Origin of the sequence: Erythrobacter sp. (assembly GCF_039988855.1) — a bacterium.
Classification (GTDB): Bacteria; Pseudomonadota; Alphaproteobacteria; order Sphingomonadales; family Sphingomonadaceae; genus Erythrobacter.
In genome coordinates this window covers 308,497-327,288 of sequence record NZ_JBDXIY010000015.1, presented here as the reverse complement: position 1 = coordinate 327,288, position 18,792 = coordinate 308,497, and the positions used below count along the sequence as shown (strand labels likewise).

General features: G+C 54.3%; 15 protein-coding genes. 5 read left to right on the top strand and 10 right to left on the bottom strand.

Annotated features, from left to right (window positions below; genetic code table 11):
- Positions 1-6: 6 nt before the first annotated feature.
- Positions 7-369, bottom strand: coding sequence for a VOC family protein (locus ABJ205_RS04415; protein WP_348160655.1), 363 nt, complete (start codon positions 367-369; stop codon positions 7-9).
- A gap of 166 nt (positions 370-535) precedes the next feature.
- Here ABJ205_RS04415 and ABJ205_RS04410 point away from each other — a divergent pair, with 166 nt between their 5' ends.
- Complete coding sequence (locus ABJ205_RS04410) at positions 536-1,117, top strand: TetR/AcrR family transcriptional regulator (protein WP_348160657.1); 582 nt, start codon at positions 536-538, stop codon at positions 1,115-1,117.
- Positions 1,118-1,418: 301 nt separating this feature from the next.
- Here ABJ205_RS04410 and ABJ205_RS04405 read toward each other — a convergent pair whose 3' ends face one another.
- The gene (locus ABJ205_RS04405) at positions 1,419-2,834 is read right to left on the bottom strand and encodes a sigma-54 dependent transcriptional regulator (RefSeq protein ID WP_348160660.1); all 1,416 of its coding nucleotides are present in this window, start codon (positions 2,832-2,834) and stop codon (positions 1,419-1,421) included.
- Entirely contained in the window at positions 2,834-3,364 is a 531-nt protein-coding gene (locus ABJ205_RS04400) for a heme NO-binding domain-containing protein (RefSeq protein WP_348160662.1), read from the bottom strand. Before ABJ205_RS04400 ends, ABJ205_RS04405 begins: the two co-directional genes overlap by 1 nt.
- A 340-nt stretch (positions 3,365-3,704) precedes the next feature.
- Here ABJ205_RS04400 and ABJ205_RS04395 point away from each other — a divergent pair, with 340 nt between their 5' ends.
- Genes ABJ205_RS04395 through ABJ205_RS04385 form a run of 3 tightly spaced genes read left to right on the top strand, consistent with a single transcriptional unit; the run spans position 3,705 to position 7,536 of the window.
- Entirely contained in the window at positions 3,705-4,862 is a 1,158-nt protein-coding gene (locus ABJ205_RS04395) for a polysaccharide biosynthesis/export family protein (protein WP_348510012.1), read from the top strand.
- On the top strand, positions 4,859-6,292 hold the full coding sequence (locus tag ABJ205_RS04390; protein WP_348157599.1) for a hypothetical protein: 1,434 nt from the start codon (positions 4,859-4,861) through the stop codon (positions 6,290-6,292). The genes ABJ205_RS04395 and ABJ205_RS04390 overlap by 4 nt, the downstream gene beginning before the upstream one ends.
- Positions 6,247-7,536, top strand: a complete 1,290-nt coding sequence (locus ABJ205_RS04385; RefSeq protein ID WP_348157596.1) for an O-antigen ligase domain-containing protein — start codon at positions 6,247-6,249, stop codon at positions 7,534-7,536. Before ABJ205_RS04390 ends, ABJ205_RS04385 begins: the two co-directional genes overlap by 46 nt.
- Positions 7,537-7,659: 123 nt before the next feature.
- Here the strand turns inward: ABJ205_RS04385 and ABJ205_RS04380 are convergent, their stop codons facing one another.
- From ABJ205_RS04380 to ABJ205_RS04365, 4 genes are read right to left on the bottom strand one after another with little or no spacing between them, the layout of a single operon-like run.
- Complete coding sequence (locus ABJ205_RS04380) at positions 7,660-8,694, bottom strand: glycosyltransferase family 4 protein (RefSeq protein ID WP_348157594.1); 1,035 nt, start codon at positions 8,692-8,694, stop codon at positions 7,660-7,662.
- Complete coding sequence (locus ABJ205_RS04375; protein ID WP_348157592.1) at positions 8,691-9,677, bottom strand: glycosyltransferase family 2 protein; 987 nt, start codon at positions 9,675-9,677, stop codon at positions 8,691-8,693. The genes ABJ205_RS04380 and ABJ205_RS04375 overlap by 4 nt, the downstream gene beginning before the upstream one ends.
- A gap of 22 nt (positions 9,678-9,699) precedes the next feature.
- Complete coding sequence (locus ABJ205_RS04370; protein ID WP_348157589.1) at positions 9,700-10,641, bottom strand: glycosyltransferase family A protein; 942 nt, start codon at positions 10,639-10,641, stop codon at positions 9,700-9,702.
- An 11-nt stretch (positions 10,642-10,652) separates the two neighbouring features.
- Positions 10,653-11,918: an oligosaccharide flippase family protein gene (locus tag ABJ205_RS04365; protein ID WP_348157588.1), complete on the bottom strand. Its 1,266-nt coding sequence runs from the start codon at positions 11,916-11,918 to the stop codon at positions 10,653-10,655.
- Positions 11,919-12,197: 279 nt separating this feature from the next.
- Here ABJ205_RS04365 and ABJ205_RS04360 point away from each other — a divergent pair, with 279 nt between their 5' ends.
- On the top strand, positions 12,198-13,625 hold the full coding sequence (locus ABJ205_RS04360; RefSeq protein ID WP_348157586.1) for a WecB/TagA/CpsF family glycosyltransferase: 1,428 nt from the start codon (positions 12,198-12,200) through the stop codon (positions 13,623-13,625).
- Here the strand turns inward: ABJ205_RS04360 and ABJ205_RS04355 are convergent.
- The 3 genes from ABJ205_RS04355 to ABJ205_RS04345 form a co-directional block, all read right to left on the bottom strand.
- Complete coding sequence (locus ABJ205_RS04355; RefSeq protein WP_348157584.1) at positions 13,622-15,277, bottom strand: response regulator; 1,656 nt, start codon at positions 15,275-15,277, stop codon at positions 13,622-13,624. The two genes, ABJ205_RS04360 and ABJ205_RS04355, sit on opposite strands and share 4 nt — an antisense overlap.
- Positions 15,264-16,787 (bottom strand): ATP-binding protein, encoded by a 1,524-nt coding sequence (locus ABJ205_RS04350; protein WP_348157582.1) that lies wholly within the window; start codon positions 16,785-16,787, stop codon positions 15,264-15,266. Before ABJ205_RS04350 ends, ABJ205_RS04355 begins: the two co-directional genes overlap by 14 nt.
- A 350-nt stretch (positions 16,788-17,137) precedes the next feature.
- Positions 17,138-18,754, bottom strand: a complete 1,617-nt coding sequence (locus ABJ205_RS04345; RefSeq protein ID WP_348157580.1) for a winged helix-turn-helix domain-containing protein — start codon at positions 18,752-18,754, stop codon at positions 17,138-17,140.
- Positions 18,755-18,792 lie beyond the last annotated feature (38 nt).

The window sequence follows — 18,792 nt, the reverse complement described above, 5'->3', positions numbered from 1 at the left end:
GTCGACCTAAAGGAACTTGAAGAATGCCAGCTTGTTGCTGTCAGCATCCTTCACATAAGCGCCATAGAAAACGTCTGGGATACGTTCGCCCGGCTCTCCATCACAGGTTGCCCCCAACTCGATAGCCTTGTTGTAGAGCGCGTCGACTTCTTGTGTTGAGTCAGCCGTAAACGCGATCATGTTGCCGTTGCCGGGGTGAGCCGGCTCCTCATTGAATGGGGTGCAAACCGCAATTTTTGGTTCAGCGGCGGATTTCCCGATCATAGCGAGACGGCCAACATCGACCAGCACTTCCGCGCCGAACAGGTTGCAATAAAAATCCTTCGCTGCGTCCAGATCTTTGACGCCGATTGTTGAGTAACCGATCATAAACTTACCTTTCAAATTGGCACATGGCTCTGATTTTCAAACTCAAAGCTCACGAACTCGAATCACCTATCTATCACTAGGTAGATTTGATAGACATCGTTTACTTTTGGCTGTCAACAGTCTACCTGTAGGTAGATAGAGATTTTTCGAACTGAGGAGCACAGCGATGGCAGGCACGGCCACCACGCAAGAGCGCATCCTGGATCTGGCACAGCAATTTATCCAGGAGCGCGGCTATAATGGGTTTAGCTTTCGCGACCTTGCAAATGGGGTGGGCGTCAAAAGCTCCAGCATCCACTATTACCATGCCAGCAAGACCCACTTGGCGCTCGCAGTTACAAGCCGGTATCGCAAGAACTTCGCCGCCGCGACAGCGCAGCTCCGCAAAGAGATTCCTGCTGCACCAGACCTGCTCAAAGCTTACGCGCAGATATTCAAATCAACTTTCGAAGATGGCAAAAAAGTCTGCCTATGCGCAATGCTGGCCAGTGATCGCGACAGCATCGAAGAAGCTGTGACCGATCAAGTCAGGGCGTTCTTCGCCGATCAATACGGGTGGCTTTCCAGCGTGGTAACCGATGGAATATCTCAAGGAACAGTTCGCGACAACGTTCGCCCGGATGACTTCGCCGTCTTGTTTTTCTCCGCTCTCGAAGGCGCAATGATGGTTGCCAATGCCAACGACAGATCGGCTGATATTGACCTGGTGGCAGACCAAATGATCGGTTTAGTGCTTCAGACAGCCTGAGTGTTTTTTTGATAAACCCCCGTCAGATCGGCCGGCACCACTTCACCAATCAAATCAGCATGTCATACACAATTTTGAAACAGGTGCTGGAAGACGATGTTTGGGAAGCAGGAAATTCAACAGCATGCTCTGTATCCCCTTTGACGGGCAATCATCGCGCGTGGCACGGCTGTGCAGAAGCCTAAGGGAAAGAACTGGCAAAAATTTGGTAGCGGAGGAGGGACTTGAACCCCCGACACGCGGATTATGATTCCAACGGGAATGGCTCGTAGACGCGTCTACGTAGACGCAATAACTACCCTCAATCCGCCCAGCGATCCAGCTTGCGGTATATCGTCGATGGACTAACTCCTAACGATCTGGCTGCCTGAACGATGTTGCCATTGGTTTTTGAAATCGCCTGTTCGATTGCCATTCGCTCAATCTGATCAAGCGTCATATCAGCGAAGTCAAAATGAGCAGGCAAACTTGCTGTTACTTGCGGTGTGGTAACGCTTTCTGCGGGTATCGGCGCCGTCAAGGTAGCTTGCGGGGAAGTAACTCGCGGCGCGCCTCTAGGTGCCTCCACAATGTCAATTTGCTTGCCTGTTCCCGTGATAACAGCTCGGCGAAGAGAATTCTGCAATTCCCGCACATTGCCGGGCCAGGAATGCTGCGCCAAATAGGCTTCGCTTGCCTGCGAAAAGCCTACGATCTTGCGCCCCTCCTCATTGGCGATACGTGTCAAAAGACTATCGGCGATCATTGCGATGTCCTCACCGCGCTCGCGCAAGGCGGGTAGCAAGATCGGTATGACATTGAGCCGGTAGTAAAGATCCTCGCGAAATCGGCCTTCTGCGACTTCTAGCTCTGGGTCCCGGTTTGTCGCGCAAACAATGCGGACGTTCACAGGCTCAGCGGCAGAAGACCCTACGCGTTGAATCATACCTGTTTGGAGAAACCTCAGCAGCTTCACCTGGAGTTTGAGATCCATCTCACAGATCTCGTCAAGGAAAAGCGTACCACCGTCTGCTGCCTTTGCAGCACCGATGCGATTTTCAACCGCGCCGGTAAAGGCCCCCTTCACATGCCCGAACAGTTCTGATTCAAGGAGATTCTCTGGTATTGCCCCGCAATTGATCGCGACAAATGGCCCACTCCGGCGTTTGCTCTCTGCATGGATTGCCTCTGCCGTCACTTCCTTGCCGGTGCCGCTCTCTCCGGTTACGAAAACTGTCGCTTTCGAATCCGCAACGCTCTCAATCGTGCGATAGACAGCCCTCATTTGCGACGATTTACCAATAAAGCCATGGAACGTGCCAGCTGTCTCAGTGACAGTCTCTTTTGGACGATCAGCTTCCTTGGCCCCACCACCTTGCAACGCGGCAGCCGCAACCGTGGCGATTAGCCGTGTTCCTGAAACCGGCTTTACTAGGAAGTCATAGGCACCCAAGCGCATTGCTGCGATTGCGCGATTAAGCGACCCATCTGCGGTCACCACAATGACGCCGGGATTGCCAGCTGCCTCTCCCAACGTTTCAAAGATTGTTAGGCCATCGCCATCGGGCAGTTGCAAGTCGAGCAAGACCACGTCGCACTTTTCGGCAAGCAAGCTCCGACGCGCAGCCGCCAATGTCTCACATAAGCTCACTTCATGGCCCGCATCCTCAAGTTGAGCAGCGTAGCCCAGCGCCAGTGATGCGCTGTCTTCGATAATGAGAACCCGTGTACTGGTCATCAAGATATCCTGAAATGCGCAGTTTTGCCGGAGGGATCGGGATTAACCCATTCCATCTTCCGCGTGTCGCCAAAATGGCTCATGCATCCTTGAACAAGTCCGTAAGCAATGAATGCGAATGGACGGTGTGATGCGTATTCGACCACGAAGTGATCGCCGTCTTTGCGTGAAGTCACTTTGGGTGGGACGGCGTCAGGATAAAGCACCTTCACTTCTTCGTGAATGTGATCCTCGACATGATCCAGCATGGTCTCTGCCGTCGGATACCGGTTGACTATATCGGTGTACAAGACGGTGAAGCGGCCGAACAGGAAGCGGCCGAACTCTTCGCATAAAGCGTTGGCATCTGCCCCGCCAATGCGTGAAGCAGACGTAACGACCTGAACTGCTTGCTCCCAAGGGTACCGCGACACGCGCGAAAACGCACCGCCGTGGGGCAGTTCAGCACCAGCCAAAACCTCTTCTGTAAAGCTTGGACCTCCCTTTGCATCAAGGAAGCCGAGTAGCTCCGCGTAGATAATTCCCTTCATTGTGGCGCGTCTCCGATAATTGCCGTGCCTCGCATTATGCAAACTACGTGCCGATTTTTTTGCTCAGTAATCGCGCAAAACTCATTTGATTATGGCCCATAATGCGAATTTTTTTGCAAAATGCAAATTTTTTGAAGCATTTTGCAAAATTGCACTTTCTCATTTTGCTCATGTCCCAGAATTGCGCGGGTTTCGCGATTTGGCACGGTCCTTGGATTGAATGGGGCAAACCCTATCAACGGAGATTGCATTGTCCCAATTCGCTAAAACTTCACTGCTAACTCTAGCAATGTCAGCCACAATGCTTGCCGGCTGCGTGGCGGGACCCGCGCCATCCAACATGGCCTCAGCTGTCTATGCTCCAGAACAGGTCGCATATGATGGCAGTCGTCATCCGCAAGGCGACTGGATTACAGATACCGCGGTGGGACGCGGCGCTCCGACGTGCGGTTGGCAGGCTCCAAGGGAGCTCGACACTTTGCGCCGCGTATCTGCCTCAAGCTTTCTGGACAGAACCGCGCCACTAGGAGCAGGAGATCGCATTGAGGTCAAAGTGCTTGGTGACGATGGTCGCCTATCTGGCACATATGTCATCGATAGCGACGGGTCGGTTGCTCTTCGGGGTTTACCAGCGATACGGGCTGCGAATTCCTCGATCACAGAGCTTACCGCGGCATTCCGCTCACAGCTTCTTTCTGCCGGGGTCGGGCGCCCGCTACAAAATGCCGTCCGTGTTGCCCTAATCGAAGCAAGTGGAGCGTCGGTCGCGGTCAGTGGCGCGGTTTTTCAACCGGGTGCCGTCCGGGCAGGTGATCGCAGTCCTGAGAGCCGCATTGGGTTACGCGAAGGCGCGGTCAGCGGTGATGACAACACTACCCGCACCATTGCTGGCGCCATCAGAGCCGCAGGCGGTGTTCGCCCAGATGCGGACGTTCAGCGCATCTACCTAATCCGCGGCCGCACCTTTGCAGAATTCGACCTTTCGGGCTTCATCCATGGTTGGGCCAGCCGCGACGTAGCCATTGCAACAGGCGATAGGGTTATCGTTCCCAGCCGCACTTGCTTTGATGCGGACCTTGTCCGGCCTTCGCCTCTGACAGCTCCTGGTATTCGCGTTTACATGTCAAATCTGACCCGAAGCGCCAACAACAATGCGGGCGCAGCGATCGGCGAAAAGACCGGCTCGTTGCCATATGGCACTCGCTTGCTTCAGGGCCTGATCGCCGCCAATTGCGTCGGTGGAAGCTACATGCAGTCGGATCGACGAGCAGTTCTCATCTCGCGCAACCCAATCAACGGGCGCAGTGTGGTGGTCGAGCGTGATATCGAACGTCTTGTACGCAATGCGAACCGCGATGCGCTCAATCCCTATCTTATGCCTGGAGACGCGATTGCGTGTTACGATAGCCGCTGGACCAATTTTCGCGAAGCTGTTGGACTAGTCTCCCAGGCCGTCAACACCGCAACCCCCGCGCTCCTGTTGGATAACGCGCTGTGAAACACTTCTCGTTACCTCCCAAAGTTTATGGTGAAAAACCGCCGCGTTTCTTAATCCGCCTCTGGATTGCAGTGCGAGACGGATTGCCATCCGTTGGCCGCTACAAACGGTACTTCGTGGCGATGGCTGCACCACTGGCCGTCATTTGGGCGATTGCGCTAGGCTACATTGCATTTGCGCCGGACAGCTATGACAGCCGTATGACGTTGATACTGCCTGGAACAGGGGTCGGCGCCAGCATGAACCTTGAGACTATCGGGCAAGCTTCAACCAATACGTCTTCGGCATTCTCCTCCCCTTCCCTCAGCCCAACAGAGAATTACAAGCGTCTGCTGATTTCGGATCTGGTGCTACGAAATGCGGCGGAAATCGCAGGAGAAGAAGAAGGCGCCTTCCCCCAACCATCTATAAAGCTGATCGATCAGACAAACTTGATAGAAGTCCGCATCGACGGCCCGGTCGCCAAGATTGCTCAAACACGCATGAGTGCCCTTCAAACTGCTTTTGATGCGGCCCTCGAGAACCTTCGCGAGGATGAGGCAAATACACGCGAGAACGCTGATGCCGGGCGGATCGCAGAACTCGAAGCGAAAGTGGACATTGCTCAAGCGGCCCTTCTGAAATTCCAAGGTGAAACCGGTCTCGTATCCTTGGATCAATTTGCAGGGCGGATTACCGCATTGGACCAGCTAAAACAGAGCGAACGCGACCGACGCGTGCGTATTGCGGAGAGCGGAGCCGCGACCTCTCGCCTCTCCCGCACGCTCTCTATCAGTCTACCCCAAGCGCACCGGGCGATGCAGATGAAGGCGGACCCGGAGTTTCAAGAACTCTTGCGCCGTTATGCGGCCGCGACAGGTGAACGCAGCGAACGCAGCGGAACACTAGGCGACGCGCATGGAGCGATGGAGGAACTTGCAGCTGAGCAATCCGCGTTGGAGGCTGATCTTGCAGAGCGCGGATCTGCACTCACCGGATTGCCTGAAGACCGCGTTTTGGCCTTTGCCGATCTCGCAGTCTCTGACACTCGGGAGCGACTATTTGCGAGCCTCTCAGAGCGTGACAGTAACCATGCCGGCGACGGGGCGGCGCTGTCAGAATTACGCCGACAAATTGCCACACAATCCGCCGATACAGAACAGCAAGTTGAGCAAGCAGCTCGTCTTGCCGATCTGTTGCGCGATCTTCGGGTTGCAGAGGCCGTGTTCAGCTCTGCTCTGGCGCAGCTTGATACAAATAAGTCTGACCCGTTTGCCTCCTACCCACTGGTTCAGACGTTGGAGGCACCATCACTGCCGCGCAACACGTCAGCACCATCACCATTCCTTGTGATTGCCGCAGCTCTTGCTGCGACTATCCTTATCATCATTGGATTCTTGCTCCTATGGCTCCGCCAGCCAATCATCCGCAAACTCCTGCCGAACGCTTAGTAGCGCTCAGTATTGAGTGGACCTGGCCGCTATGGCTTGTGGGTGGGCTCTATATTGCAGGTCCCGTGCTCGGTTGGACGCTAGCGGGCATGGTTGCACTAGCGGTGTATCTTGACGGCCTGCCTGGAAACGGCGGCAAGCCTGCCAATACTCCATTTGCAATTCAAGCTTGGCTGTTGGGTATGGCTGCAATGCTGGTCATTCTCTGGATCGGCCATGCAAACTTTGACCTCGGCATGGGAAAGACCGTCAAATCCAGCATTGGCTGGGCGAAAGGTTGGGCGCTAATCGCGCTATTCCCGCTGGCAGGTGCGGTCCTAAAAATTCGCCCTGAGGTTATTTATCGTGCCGTGTGCAAACTTGGTCTCCACACCTTGATCGTGCTCCCAATATTCGTGACCGCGCCATACATCGGATTGCCGGAACTTCTCTGGGTCTCTCCATTGAAGGTCTTGGGCGGTGCGGGTCCAGACTACTTCGCAGCCCAGTTGTATACGATTGAACCAGGTGCTGGCACACCGCGCTGGCAGTTCTTTGCTCCATGGTCACCCGCAGCAGGACTGATGGGCGTCATTTGCGTCCTTCTCGCCGTGCGCGAACCGCGCTTAGGATGGAAGAGCATCGGCATTGCCGGGGGAATGGCGCTCGCCCTGTTCTCTCAATCGCGACTGGCTCTGGTTGCCCTAGTTGTGATTGCACCCTTAGTTTGGGGAATTGCACGCTTGGACCGCTGGTGGATCTGGTTGATAGCGGCACCAATCGCATTGGCTTTTGGGCTATTCGGGCACACGCTCATCGACTTGGCAGACACGGCAATAAACGAATTCTCTTCAGCACGTGCTGACTCAAGTCGAGTCCGTGCTGCTCTTGGCCGGATCGCTATCGACCGTTGGCAAACGGAAGCGTTTTGGTTCGGACATGGCGTGGTGGAGAACGGGCCACACTTGGTCGAGTTTATGCCCATCGGCAGCCATCATAGCTGGTACGGACTGCTATTTGTGAAAGGGATTCTCGGCGCCATCGCCTTAGCTGTGCCGATTGCCATAACATTGGGCGTGTTGTTCGTACGCTCGCTCAGCGATGCAACTGCTCAGAGCGGCCTTACCATGACGCTTGTTCTCTCGCTCTATTCCTTTGGCGAGAACTTGGAAATTTTGGCATATCTCTATTGGCCTGCGCTGGTCGTGATCGGCGCTGCCCTTTCCGCTCCAAAGCCCAAGAAGGCGACCGGTAAAGCAGCTTGAAAGTCCAGTTTCTAGTGCGCTGACCGCCATACAACTTGCGATATCACGATTGAAAGACCGCCGATCCCCAGGGTCGCAGAATGGGGATCGGCGGCCTCAATGGCAGCGGTCTTTATCGGGGACTTAGGCGACCATTGATCCTGATTGATCCGCAACGGCGTGGCGCTTTGATTTTGCTGCCTGGGCAAATACTGTGCTCCATCCTGCGATGATCTCATCATGCTGGGATGCAACTTCGTTGCGACCAGCTTGTCCCATCTGAGATAGCGGAGCGCGCAGCGCCCAACGGATCGCAATGGCAATGTCTTCGGGATTCACAAGCGGCACAACAATTCCGGCGGAACCGACCTGCTCAGGCAGCCCATCAACATCTGCGACAATGATTGAACGCCCGGCAAGGCGCGCTTCTGTTGCAACCAATCCGAACGCCTCGTTCCGTGATGGGACGATCACCGCGTCGCAGTTTGCGAGATACGCAGAAATATCGTTCGTAGGCTCGTCGATCTTTACATGGGGAAGCGGCGCAGCAAGATCGATCAGTGTCGCCTTGTCAGGCCCATCACCGAAAATGGTCAATTCGACATTTTCGGCGGCGAAATAACGCATTGCGGTAACGAGCGCGTCGAAGTTCTTCTCTTTGGCAAATCGGCCATAGGCCAAAAGTCGCAAAGGCCGGCGTGTTCGCGGCTTCAACGCTGGCACATTACCAAGTTCGAACCGGCCGCTCCAAGGATAGATGGTCTGCAGCAAATAGTCAGAAATCCCCACTTCTTCGCGCATCCATTCGCGTTGAGCGTCGGAAACACAGATCATCTGATCTACAAGCGAAGCTGCCAGTTTGAGCATTATGCGAAATCGCCTTGGCGAGGCCACTTGATCGGCCTCAAAAGAATGGGTGTAGCTGTGCTCAACATGCACAATTCGCGCACTTGGATTGCGAGCGCGCAAGCTCGCCAGGAACACGAGGCGCTTCCAAGACAAAGCCGTGTGGTTCACGATCAAATCTACTTGCAGTGATGGAGCGAGCTTCTCTGACGACTTGATCGGTACAACCAGCGAAGTCCCGTGAGCTCTTAGCCGCGGTTCATCAAACATCGTGAGTGCACGCGTCACTCCGCCCATGCCGAAATCGTCGAGTAATTGGGCGACGCTGATCATGCCGCGTTCCTAAGATAGGGACGCCACAGAGACGTGAAGCGCTGACGACCGAGGAGCTTCCCAAGAACAACAGCCCCGCCAGTCACTAAGGTTTTGCCGGGTTCTTCTACCAAGATGTGCGGCCGAAGCCCCATCGCCTTGCTCAGAAATTCGCGCGCCAGCTGGAAGTTACCAAGCTGGATCGAACGGCGGGCCAAATAGCGCAGTTGATATGCTTTCGCGGTGTCCCCGTGCTCTTGCACGAACTCCGGTGCATAGCCCTTCAATTTGCGAAGCATTCTGGTCCAGCTGAGATATTGCTTCACCACATTGGCCGACAAGGCGCCTGGTATGATGCGGTAATCAGTCAGCAGCCCTGCTATGCCTTCAAAAATCACCCCATGCTTGACCGACAATCTGATCCACATTTCGATGTCTTCCGATTGGCGAAAACCTTCATCAAACCAGCAGTCACGCTCTGAGCTTTCAGGGTGGGGGAAAGCAGACTTTTCCAATGCAGAACGGCGGAGAACCGGCGCACTTCCGTTACCGACCGGGTTGCGACAAATGATATCGCGAGGCGTGACCCGGCCAAGCTTAGGCTGCATGGATACGCCTAGCACTTCTCCATCACGATCGATCATTCGCGACCCGGCATAGCTAACGCCGACTTCGGCATTAGCGGTCAAATGAATGTAGTGCAGGATCAACTTATCCTGGTGCCAGACATCGTCGCTGTCGAGCAAAGCAATATACTCACCGCGAGCGTGTGCGATGCCAGTATTTCGCGCACCAGCCAGTCCTCGATTTGCCTGGCAGACGATGCGGATCCGTGGATCGCTAAAGCCGCGAACAATCGCCATCGAGCGGTCATCACCGCCGTCATCGACACAGATCAGCTCGAAATCCTTGAAGCTCTGGTCGAGCACAGACTGGATTGCTTCACCGACAAACGCTTCAACGTTGTAGATCGGCATAACGACAGATATTTTGGGAGTAGTCATATAAGGTTTCCTTGGCAGAGCATTAGGCAAAAACGGTGCGGCGAACGGAAGCTGGCAGCATGCCGCCCAGATAAGCCCCAATTATTGTCAGCAGGCTGCGCGAGTGAGCAGACATGAATGACACTCGATCGGCGGTCAGACCCTGTCGAACGTACGAACGAACTGCCGAGATTTTTGCGCCAGAGCGAAGCGCGCGCCGAGCAAGATAGCGGCAATAGGTCGCCTCACCACGCTGGAGATCTCCGCCATCCAACCAGTCGCCTGCAAAGCTTCTCCACCCATTCAGCATGGCCTCGAGATCGCAGGAAAGTCCGTCGGTGCTCATACGATATTTGACGAGCGCACGATTGATACCGCACAATCTGTAGTCTTGGCTGACCAGCCGAGCCAAGAACTCCTGATCTTCGGCGTATCTCAAGCTTTCACTAAAGCCGCCCAAGTCCGCAAATACACATCGCGAGATTACAAAATTGGAGGTCGTGCAAACCGGGTTTTCGATGACAACATCCCCAATAGTGTGCACCGCAAGTTGAGCGTTTTGGGAAACAGTCGAGAGGCTTGGGCCAGGTTGGATCGTACCTCGAGTGTCTTCGCAAAACTGCGCCACTGCATAGCTCGCATGGATCGAAGGGTTTGTTTCGTGCAATTCGCGGTGACGTTGCAGTTTGTCCGCATGCCATTGATCATCAGCATCAAGAAATGCAAGTAATTCTCCGCGAGCAATCGAAGCGCCAAAATTGCGTGTTGCAGACACACCAGAGTTTGGTTGAGAAACGGCCCGAATGCGCATGTCCGTGCAAGCCAGATCGAGCATCATATGCAATGTTCCATCCGATGAACCGTCATCGACAATGATAATTTCGAGACTCTTTTCGTTCTGGTCCAAGACACTCGCAACCGTTGTGCGCAACGTTCGCTCTGCATTGTACGCGGGTATGATCACGGAGAAGGTTGGGTTAGGCATTTGAGAATTCCTCAAGCGGCAGCCGCGGCGGGCTTGGTTGAAGCAAGCAGCTGAAGCGCTGCGGCAGGGATAAGGATGATCGAAAGTCCGGAGACAAAGCCGATGCAGGCAGCGGTCAAGCTTAATTGCGCGCCACAGACTAACCCGATCAGCGCCGCGATCGTGGCGGCTGCCATTAGACCAGTCTCAGCCATCGGTTTTTGGAGTGCACGAAAATGTGCTCCCAGGATCGCTCCGGCGTAAAGTGGAAGCGCCGCGGCAGCGAGCAAAGCGACAAAAGGAACAGCGCCAGACCAGTTCTCTCCGAAAATTAGCGGAACATAGAACGGTGCAAGCACCGCCTGCGCAATCACGACGGGAAGCAAAGCCATCAAACCGATTGCAAAGGAACGGCGAAATTCGCTTCCAATCGTTTCGGCACTGGAATTGGCGAGATGCGGAAACAGGACGAGACTGCATGCCGCCACAAAAGACTGGGTGATGCCTAACCCTGCGTTGAAAGCGAAGAAATAGAGGCCCAAAGCTTCGGTGCCTAGCAACCAACCAATCAGCAGTTTGTCGCCGTGAATGCGCGTCGCTACGAGTAGCTCAGATATTAAAATGGAAGGGCCAAAGCTCGCAAAATCGTTAAGCGGTGCCGGTTTTGTCGCCCTGTCAAAGGTCCAAGTATAGGTCCGCCTTGCTCCGGCGAGCCAAATTGGTGCGGTAAACAGCTTAGGCAAGACAATTGCCCACGCGCTCGGCCACGCAAGCACTAGCACGACCGTCAGAGCGGCATCGGCTATGTTCTGAACTGCCGCCACTTGCGCTGTCGCACCCATCCGTTGCGCGCGCATGGCCAAGAAAATTTGAACAAGCCCAGCTGGCATGAACAGATACACGCCAGCCAACACAGCAAGCATCGCTGCCATTTCAGGATTTGAAAAGGCTATCCAAACAAGCGCAGCAATCGCGATCTGGATCGCCATCACGCCGAGGCAAATGGCCCAAAACAAGCGATGAGCTGTATTGCAAATCGCATAAAGTTCTTCGGAATTAGCAACAATAATTCGCTGTCCGATGCCTACATTGGTTAGGACACGGATCAATTCAAACAGGCTTAGAGCAAATGCAGCCGCTCCAAGCATTTCAGGAGCGATCTGGCGCGCTACCACTAGTATCGCACCCAAGCGGACGATGCGCGTGATCGCTTCGGCTGAGCCATAGGCCACCATGCCGCGGGCAAAGATCGGCATCTGAGCCTGCTTTATCCATGTGCGTGTAGTGTTGAACATCATTCCCTCGCATTTGCGTTGCGAGATGCTGTTCAACATCCATGCCAAGTCGCCGAAATCCTAGAATTCTGCCATTCTCCACCATTCAGAGATTGGTCTCTCGCAAAAGCAGTCAGAATTTTCGCATTTTGCAAAAATCAATCAACTCACTTTGCAAATCTGGCTAACTCCAGTTTGTTTGGGTGAAGTTAAGAAGACTATTTTCTCCCTTTTTTTAGTAACTTGTGCGTTTGGCACAGAGGTTGCGTTTGGATTGGCACGAATTCTTGTGGAGCCAACTCAATGAAACTGACGCCTCTGAACGATTACCGTCTGATCTCTGGTGCGGAGCTAACTGACCGGATTGAAGCCGCGCATCCGTGGCCGACTACAAAGCTCTTCAACCTACCCCTGATCCGCGCCACGCGACGTGACGTCGCGAAGAACATTCTGGCTCGGATAGGTGCATACCGTCAGACGACAATCAACTTCGTGAATGCGCACTGCGTTAACACCCAGCGGAACGATCTCGACTATCGTGACGCTCTAAAGAAAAGCGATTTGTTGCTGCCGGATGGTATTGGCATGGAGATCGCTGCAAAAATGCATGGTAAAGTACTCGGAGAGAACCTGAACGGCACTGATCTGTTTCCAGAAATTTGCCGCGAGGCCGAAGACCAAGGGACCGGCATCTTCTTCTTCGGCGGACAACCTGGTGTTGCAGACAGAGCAGCAGATTGGGCGGCCACTCATTTCGCCGAATTGCGCATCGCAGGAACACAGACAGGGTTTTACTCTGTTGAAGACGAGGACGCTCTTATCGAGCGCATCAACCGATCACGTGCCGGTATCTTGCTCGTGGGCCTTGGCGTGCCTCTTCAAGAAAAATGGATCGCGCGCAACCGTCACCGGCTTAATGCCCCCGTAGTAATTGGTGTCGGCGGACTGTTTGATTATTACTCCGGCCGGATCCCACGCGCGCCTAAGCTCGTTCGCGCCTTTAAGAGCGAATGGGTATGGCGTCTCGCCATGGAGCCTCGCCGTATGGCGAAACGTTATTTGTGGGGCAATGCCAGCTTCCTTGCCCACACGGCAAGCCAAGCACTCCCCCGCACTAGCCTCGGGGAGCGCGTCAACGCCATCGCCAAACGCACGCTCGACATTTTTGTTGCGAGCTTGGCAATCCTTGTTCTCTTGCCAATCTTTCTTGCGGCAATTCTGTCGATACGGCTCGAAGATAAGGGGCCAATCTTCTTTCGTCAGACCCGCATTGGCGGCAAAGGATCCCCTTTTTCGATGATCAAATTCCGATCAATGTATATTGATGCAGAAGCCCGACGCGCTGCGCTTCTCGCTCAATCCGATCGGACTGGAACATGCTTCAAGATGCGCGAAGACCCACGAATTACACAAACGGGTCGTTTCATCCGGCGGTTCTCGATTGACGAGCTACCACAGCTGTTCAATGTGCTCGGTGGATCAATGTCATTGGTCGGGCCACGACCTGCCCTTCCCAGTGAAGTTTGCGAGTACCATGGAGCCCAATGGGAGCGTCTAGGCGGCAAGCCAGGCATTACCTGCACTTGGCAAGTCCGTGGCCGCGCTGAGATCCCGTTCAAGCGTCAGGCAATCATGGACCGCGCTTACCTAAAGCGCACGAACCTTTGGGTCGATCTGAAATTACTGCTGTGCACTCCTGGCGCAGTGCTTGGTGGCCGGGGCGCTTTCTAAGCCTCCTTCACCAAGGCGTTGAAGAGATCGTCGAAAGCCAGCAGGCTTGCGGCGATCTCTCCGCGCAACCCGGCACTGGAAAAAGTTGGATCCTTCAACAGCGTCTCTCGATAGCGGCTTAGCTCTTCAACGATTCCAATCGCACCAACATTGAGGGATACACCCTTCAAACTGTGCGCCGCACGCGAGAGCGTTTCTGCGTCCTTGTTTTTCGCCGCCTTCAACACTTCCTCGCCGTAATCGCCAATGTCCTTCTTGGCGGCCTCGCGCATCTTTTCGCGATAAGCCTCCGGCAAATCGAAAAAGGCGCGTTGAAACAGTTCATGGTCAAATCGGGCATTCAAGGGTTGCACCGCTTCGCGGCCAATAAGTGCAGTACGAATTGCGGTTTCCAGTGCTTCGCGGCGCACTGGCTTTGCAAGACAAGCTGTCATTCCCGCAGACAAGAGACGCTCACGCTCTGCTTGCAGAGAATGAGCAGTCACACCGATGATTGGTATCCGCGCGGCTGGACTAGAAAGCGACCGAATAGCCTGTGTCGCTTGCTCGCCATCCATAATCGGCATCATTACGTCCATTAGGACAATATCGAATGTTTGGTTGCGCATCGCTTCCACTGCCTCGACACCATTGGTCACGGCGACTGTTTTGCAACCAATGCTGCTCAGCATCCGCTCAATCACATATCGGTTGCTCTCGGTATCCTCAGCTAGCAAGACACGCGGTGCGTCCTCGAGGGCATGCATAGGTTCGACTAGGGACGAGCTTTCTCGCTCCCCTGCGGCATCCAATTCGACGGCCTCGCCGTCCGCCTGATCAATCAATTTCGACGCAATTTCTACCAGTTGGTCGCTCGCTTGACGAACAACTTGAAAGTCCTTGGACTGCGCGCCGGATGCATCTGACAGTAGCTCTAGACCGCCATTCAGAGAGTTTAGAGGAGTGCGTATTTCATGCGCCATATCGGTGAGAAAGCGTGTCTTGGCTGCAAGGGCATTTGCCGTTTTCTGTTGTTCCGCGGTTAGTTGACCACTCAGCCGGTTCAGCTCTTTGACACGGCGTTCTGCACGCAATTGAAGCGAGCGAACGGCACGCTCGTTCGCTCGACTCAATGTAATATCGCGGACCGTGCCATAAACAGCAGATGGGCGCGCTGCATCCGCAGGATCGCGCCTGATCACCCAGCTGAGCCAATGGGTAGCGCCGTTGTCATATCGTTTGATCCGATGCTCAAACCGGTGGTCCACTCCCGGAGACATTTTTGTGAAGAACTCGATTGCGGCGCGCATAATCCGATCACGGTCGAGCGGGTGAAGTGCCGCAATCAGGCTCTCAAGAGTGGCTTCATCACTTTTAGGTAATCCAAGCAGGGCTGCAGCACCACTTGAGGCACTGAAGGGCTTATCTTTCTCCCCATAGATCGTCGCCATGTTCGCTGTAGAAAGTGCAGCAAGAAGCTGGCGACTTTCGATATCAAGCTTTGCAACCAGTTCACTTTCACGCTGGCTCAGATCTTTGTTCGCTCGATCCAGTTCTCGCATCCGCGCTTCCAGCGCTGTCTCTGCATCGATCAACGCTCTTTCGGCGCGATCAAGCCGAAGAGCGAGAATGCGAGCCTGCTCCTCGATCGGGAGTTCCTCAAGGGGTGTCATCGATGCTCTCACTTAGGATCTCGCCAAGCGCGCGGGTGATTTGAGAATTCGGCACCACATTCACCGAAGGTTCGATTGTTTCAGGAAAACTCACCCCAGCAGATTTTGCTTCGATGCCGGAGTCAATAATAACGACACTGCGGAATTGGTCGAGCGGTCCTCTAGGAAGAGCGGTAAACTTCTCCCTATCTAGGATAAGAACGACGGGCTCCGCTGCCCTGAATGTGAGCAGGTCTTCGTCAGAGACTTCGATCAAGTCATAGCCGTACTGACTAGCGATGGCTTCCACCTGAACCTTGTCAGACGCGCGCTCAAGGGCGATAGCTGCTACGCCCCCGTGCGGCGCTGCGGCCTGGTCTGTGCTTTCATTTTCAACCGGCTCGAACGGAATGGCGAAGCTAAAGCTTGAACCCTCGCCAAGCTCGCTTTCCACTTCAATCGTTCCGCCCATGGCCTCAACCAAATCGCTCGTTATCGACAGACCTAATCCAACTCCGACATCGCGCCCAAGCGAGTCCGCACTGCTTTGTCCAAATGGGTGAAAAATATTGGTTAGTCGGCTCTGATCCATGCCGGCGCCGGTATCGGAAACCTTAAATCGCCAATAGGCATCGCCGTTTGCTGGTTCAGAAACGTTAATTGCCACCGAACCCGACTGCGTAAACTTCACGCCGTTCGACACAATGTTCGCAATGACTTGTTGCAAGCGTGCAGGATCGCCATTCGCATGGGTATCCGTCGGACCCGATACTTCGATACGGAGGCCCTTGCGACGAGCCAACGGACGAAACAATTCAGCCACACGATGGGCCACAGAAAGCGGTCGGAACTTCTTACTATCTAGATTACTCGAGTCTTCGCCTATTCGCGCGCGCTGAAGAATGGCATCTAAGGTATCGAGCAATACTTCGCTGGAGTCCTCGATGAGCGTCAACGCCCGGTCGCGCTCTAAGGCCGAACGTTCACGTTTCAATTGATCGATTATTCCCAGAATACCGCCAAGCGGCGTGCGAATTTCATGACTGACCACTGCCAGCAAGTTCGCTCGCGCATCCAGCTCCGCCTGTGCCGCATCACGCGCGGCACGCAGCTCTGCTTTCGATCGTTTTTCATGCGTGATTTCTTGAAGGATACCGAAATACCCGATCAGCCCTTCACGCGTGTGTTCATTTTCGAATGCAGTGATACCGCTGATCCGTTGTGTCCGCTCCTTACCCGCGGCCGTCATAACCACAGTCTCGAATGAAAAATCTTCCTTGAGCTCGATCAATTCTGTGACCTTGCGATTGAATTCTGCACGTTCCTCTTCAACAACGATTTCCGGAAGCCGGCTAAGCGGGATCGGCATATCGTTGAGGCCGATATTTTTTCTTACCCAAGAAGAAAACTCGATCGTCATCCGCTTAGGATCGAGCACAAAGTGACCCATACCGGCAGACGCATGAGCACGCTCCAGCAAGGCCATTCTTTGCTTAAGTTCGTAGATCGATTCCAAAGCGTATTTCCGCACAACAAGATCTTATGCGTCACATCTTACGCGCGATTTGTTGCCAAGTCATATCTAACGAGGATTAAACTCAGAATACGCATAGCAGTCGAAGATTAACTACCAACGACCAATTTCTGTCAGTCTCTCAGCGAGTTCAATCGATTTAGAAATTGATGTTTGGTAGCGGAGGAGGGACTTGAACCCCCGACACGCGGATTATGATTCCAACGGAAACAGTTGGTAGACGCGTCTACGTAGACGCGAAACACTACTCATCTGTCTGCTTTTGAGGTCAGAGGCAGCTCGCCGTAACGTCTGCAATTGGGGTGAAAGCGGACTTTCGGGACGAATGCTAAAGCCTAGTTCAAAGCTTAGCGCCTCGCTAAGAACTCGGTGAGCGGCACTGTCGCGGCGATGAGCATCCGCTGTGCTTCGATTTCACGCTCTATTCGATCGCCAATTGCCTTTCCGCCCTCAGATGCCAACAACTCGCCGAGAAAGGGCGAGTGTTCTAACCAACGCGCGTCCCGCCATCCCAAACTGACGGCCTGACTGAGCAGTCGAAGCGCTTGATCCTGCTTTCCTTGAGCGGACCGAATTTCGGCAAGTTGCACCCGAGATTGCGGATCTGGATCGGATTCAATGTCGGCTAACTTTACGGGGTTGAAAATGGCGTTGGCACGGTCATCGTCGCCTGAGAGCGCATCGAGCGCAGCAAGGTCATATTCCCCTCTCCACCCGGCCTCACCCAAAATCTGCCTGGCCACAGCGATACGTCCCAAAGAAATATTCGCCCGACCGCGGAGCTGTAAAATCTGCGGTGCAACACGATCTTGCCCATCGGCTTGATCTAGCGTTTCTAAAGCTGATTCGGGGTTTCCATCGCGCAAATGCGACCGGGCGATTTCTCCGAGTACCACCACTTGACCCGGGTTGAGCGCCAAAGCTCTTTCGCGCCAATGACTGACTGAGGGATGGTCGATGAGTTCCATGATTTGAGCAATTTGAATTTCCGCATATCGCGAATTACCGCCCGCTTGCTTGGCCTTCATTTCAAGCAATAAAGCCTGGTGCAACTCACCTCTTAGCAAGAGCACATACGCAGCGCTCGACAGGGCTGCGGTATTTGCCGGGTCCAGTTGGTGGGCCCTCCTATAGGCAGGCAGGCTTTCATTCATACGGCCTTGTGAACCAAGAGAATAGGCCAGCGCCGACCACGCATTACTGTTGCCGGGACGCTCGGAAATCAACGCTCTTGCTATCGTCTCAGCTTCTTGTTCGTCGGGCTCGTCCCCGCCAAATTTCGTCGCTCTCGTCGATAGAGCAAAGCTCATCGTTAGGCGTGCATCGAAGGAATCGGGGTCCTTCACCAACGCTTCCCGGAGCATTGCAATGGCGCGGTCGGTTTCCAGCGACTGATGCAAGCTTAGCTGTTGTCTAGCTCGTTGTAACAATGTTTGTGAATCTGTGTTCTGCGACGATTGTGCCAGCGCACCGCCGCTCTCAAGCGCTGCCTTGGGGAAACTTAGAAACAAGAAAGCGGCACCGGCAAGAACCGCCACCCCTGCCGTCATCATGGCGCGCGGTTTTGGCTTTGCGAGCCAGTCAAATGTGTCGCGGCTTGGTTCCTCGATGCATGCAATTTGCCCAGCAATTGCATAGCCCTTTCCGCGAACGGTGCGAATGTAGCGTGGGTCCTTTGGATCGTCGTCTAGCGATTTTCTCAACAGCGTGATGCGCTGAGAGATAGTCTCGTTGGTGACGTGATCCGTGCCCCATGCCTGCTGCGAAATTTCGGTGCTACCTAAAGGATCTGGGGCCATTTTGACCAAGGCCAATAACACGTCATAGCTTAGATCGGGCAGCTTAAGCGTTATGTCCCCGCGCCGCACATTGCGTGCTTTGGTGTCAATGGTCAGGTCGTTAAGGACATACCGCATTGCACCATCGTAGCGGCCTTTTAAAATGAGTGCTTCAAGAAAATTCATGGTTCTTCACGTGACCATAAACGCGCCGCAGACCAAAC

Bases quoted from the DNA above. Each gene is read 5' to 3' on its own strand.
- ABJ205_RS04415 (WP_348160655.1), bottom strand. From the start codon at position 369: ATGATCGGTTACTCAACAATCGGCGTCAAAGATCTGGACGCAGCGAAG.
- ABJ205_RS04410 (WP_348160657.1), top strand. From the start codon at position 536: ATGGCAGGCACGGCCACCACGCAAGAGCGCATCCTGGATCTGGCACAG.
- ABJ205_RS04405 (WP_348160660.1), bottom strand. From the start codon at position 2,834: ATGACCAGTACACGGGTTCTCATTATCGAAGACAGCGCATCACTGGCG.
- ABJ205_RS04400 (WP_348160662.1), bottom strand. From the start codon at position 3,364: ATGAAGGGAATTATCTACGCGGAGCTACTCGGCTTCCTTGATGCAAAG.
- ABJ205_RS04395 (WP_348510012.1), top strand. From the start codon at position 3,705: ATGGCCTCAGCTGTCTATGCTCCAGAACAGGTCGCATATGATGGCAGT.
- ABJ205_RS04385 (WP_348157596.1), top strand. From the start codon at position 6,247: ATGGCTCCGCCAGCCAATCATCCGCAAACTCCTGCCGAACGCTTAGTA.
- ABJ205_RS04380 (WP_348157594.1), bottom strand. From the start codon at position 8,694: ATGATCAGCGTCGCCCAATTACTCGACGATTTCGGCATGGGCGGAGTG.
- ABJ205_RS04375 (WP_348157592.1), bottom strand. From the start codon at position 9,677: ATGACTACTCCCAAAATATCTGTCGTTATGCCGATCTACAACGTTGAA.
- ABJ205_RS04370 (WP_348157589.1), bottom strand. From the start codon at position 10,641: ATGCCTAACCCAACCTTCTCCGTGATCATACCCGCGTACAATGCAGAG.
- ABJ205_RS04365 (WP_348157588.1), bottom strand. From the start codon at position 11,918: ATGATGTTCAACACTACACGCACATGGATAAAGCAGGCTCAGATGCCG.
- ABJ205_RS04360 (WP_348157586.1), top strand. From the start codon at position 12,198: ATGAAACTGACGCCTCTGAACGATTACCGTCTGATCTCTGGTGCGGAG.
- ABJ205_RS04355 (WP_348157584.1), bottom strand. From the start codon at position 15,277: ATGACACCCCTTGAGGAACTCCCGATCGAGGAGCAGGCTCGCATTCTC.
- ABJ205_RS04345 (WP_348157580.1), bottom strand. From the start codon at position 18,754: ATGAATTTTCTTGAAGCACTCATTTTAAAAGGCCGCTACGATGGTGCA.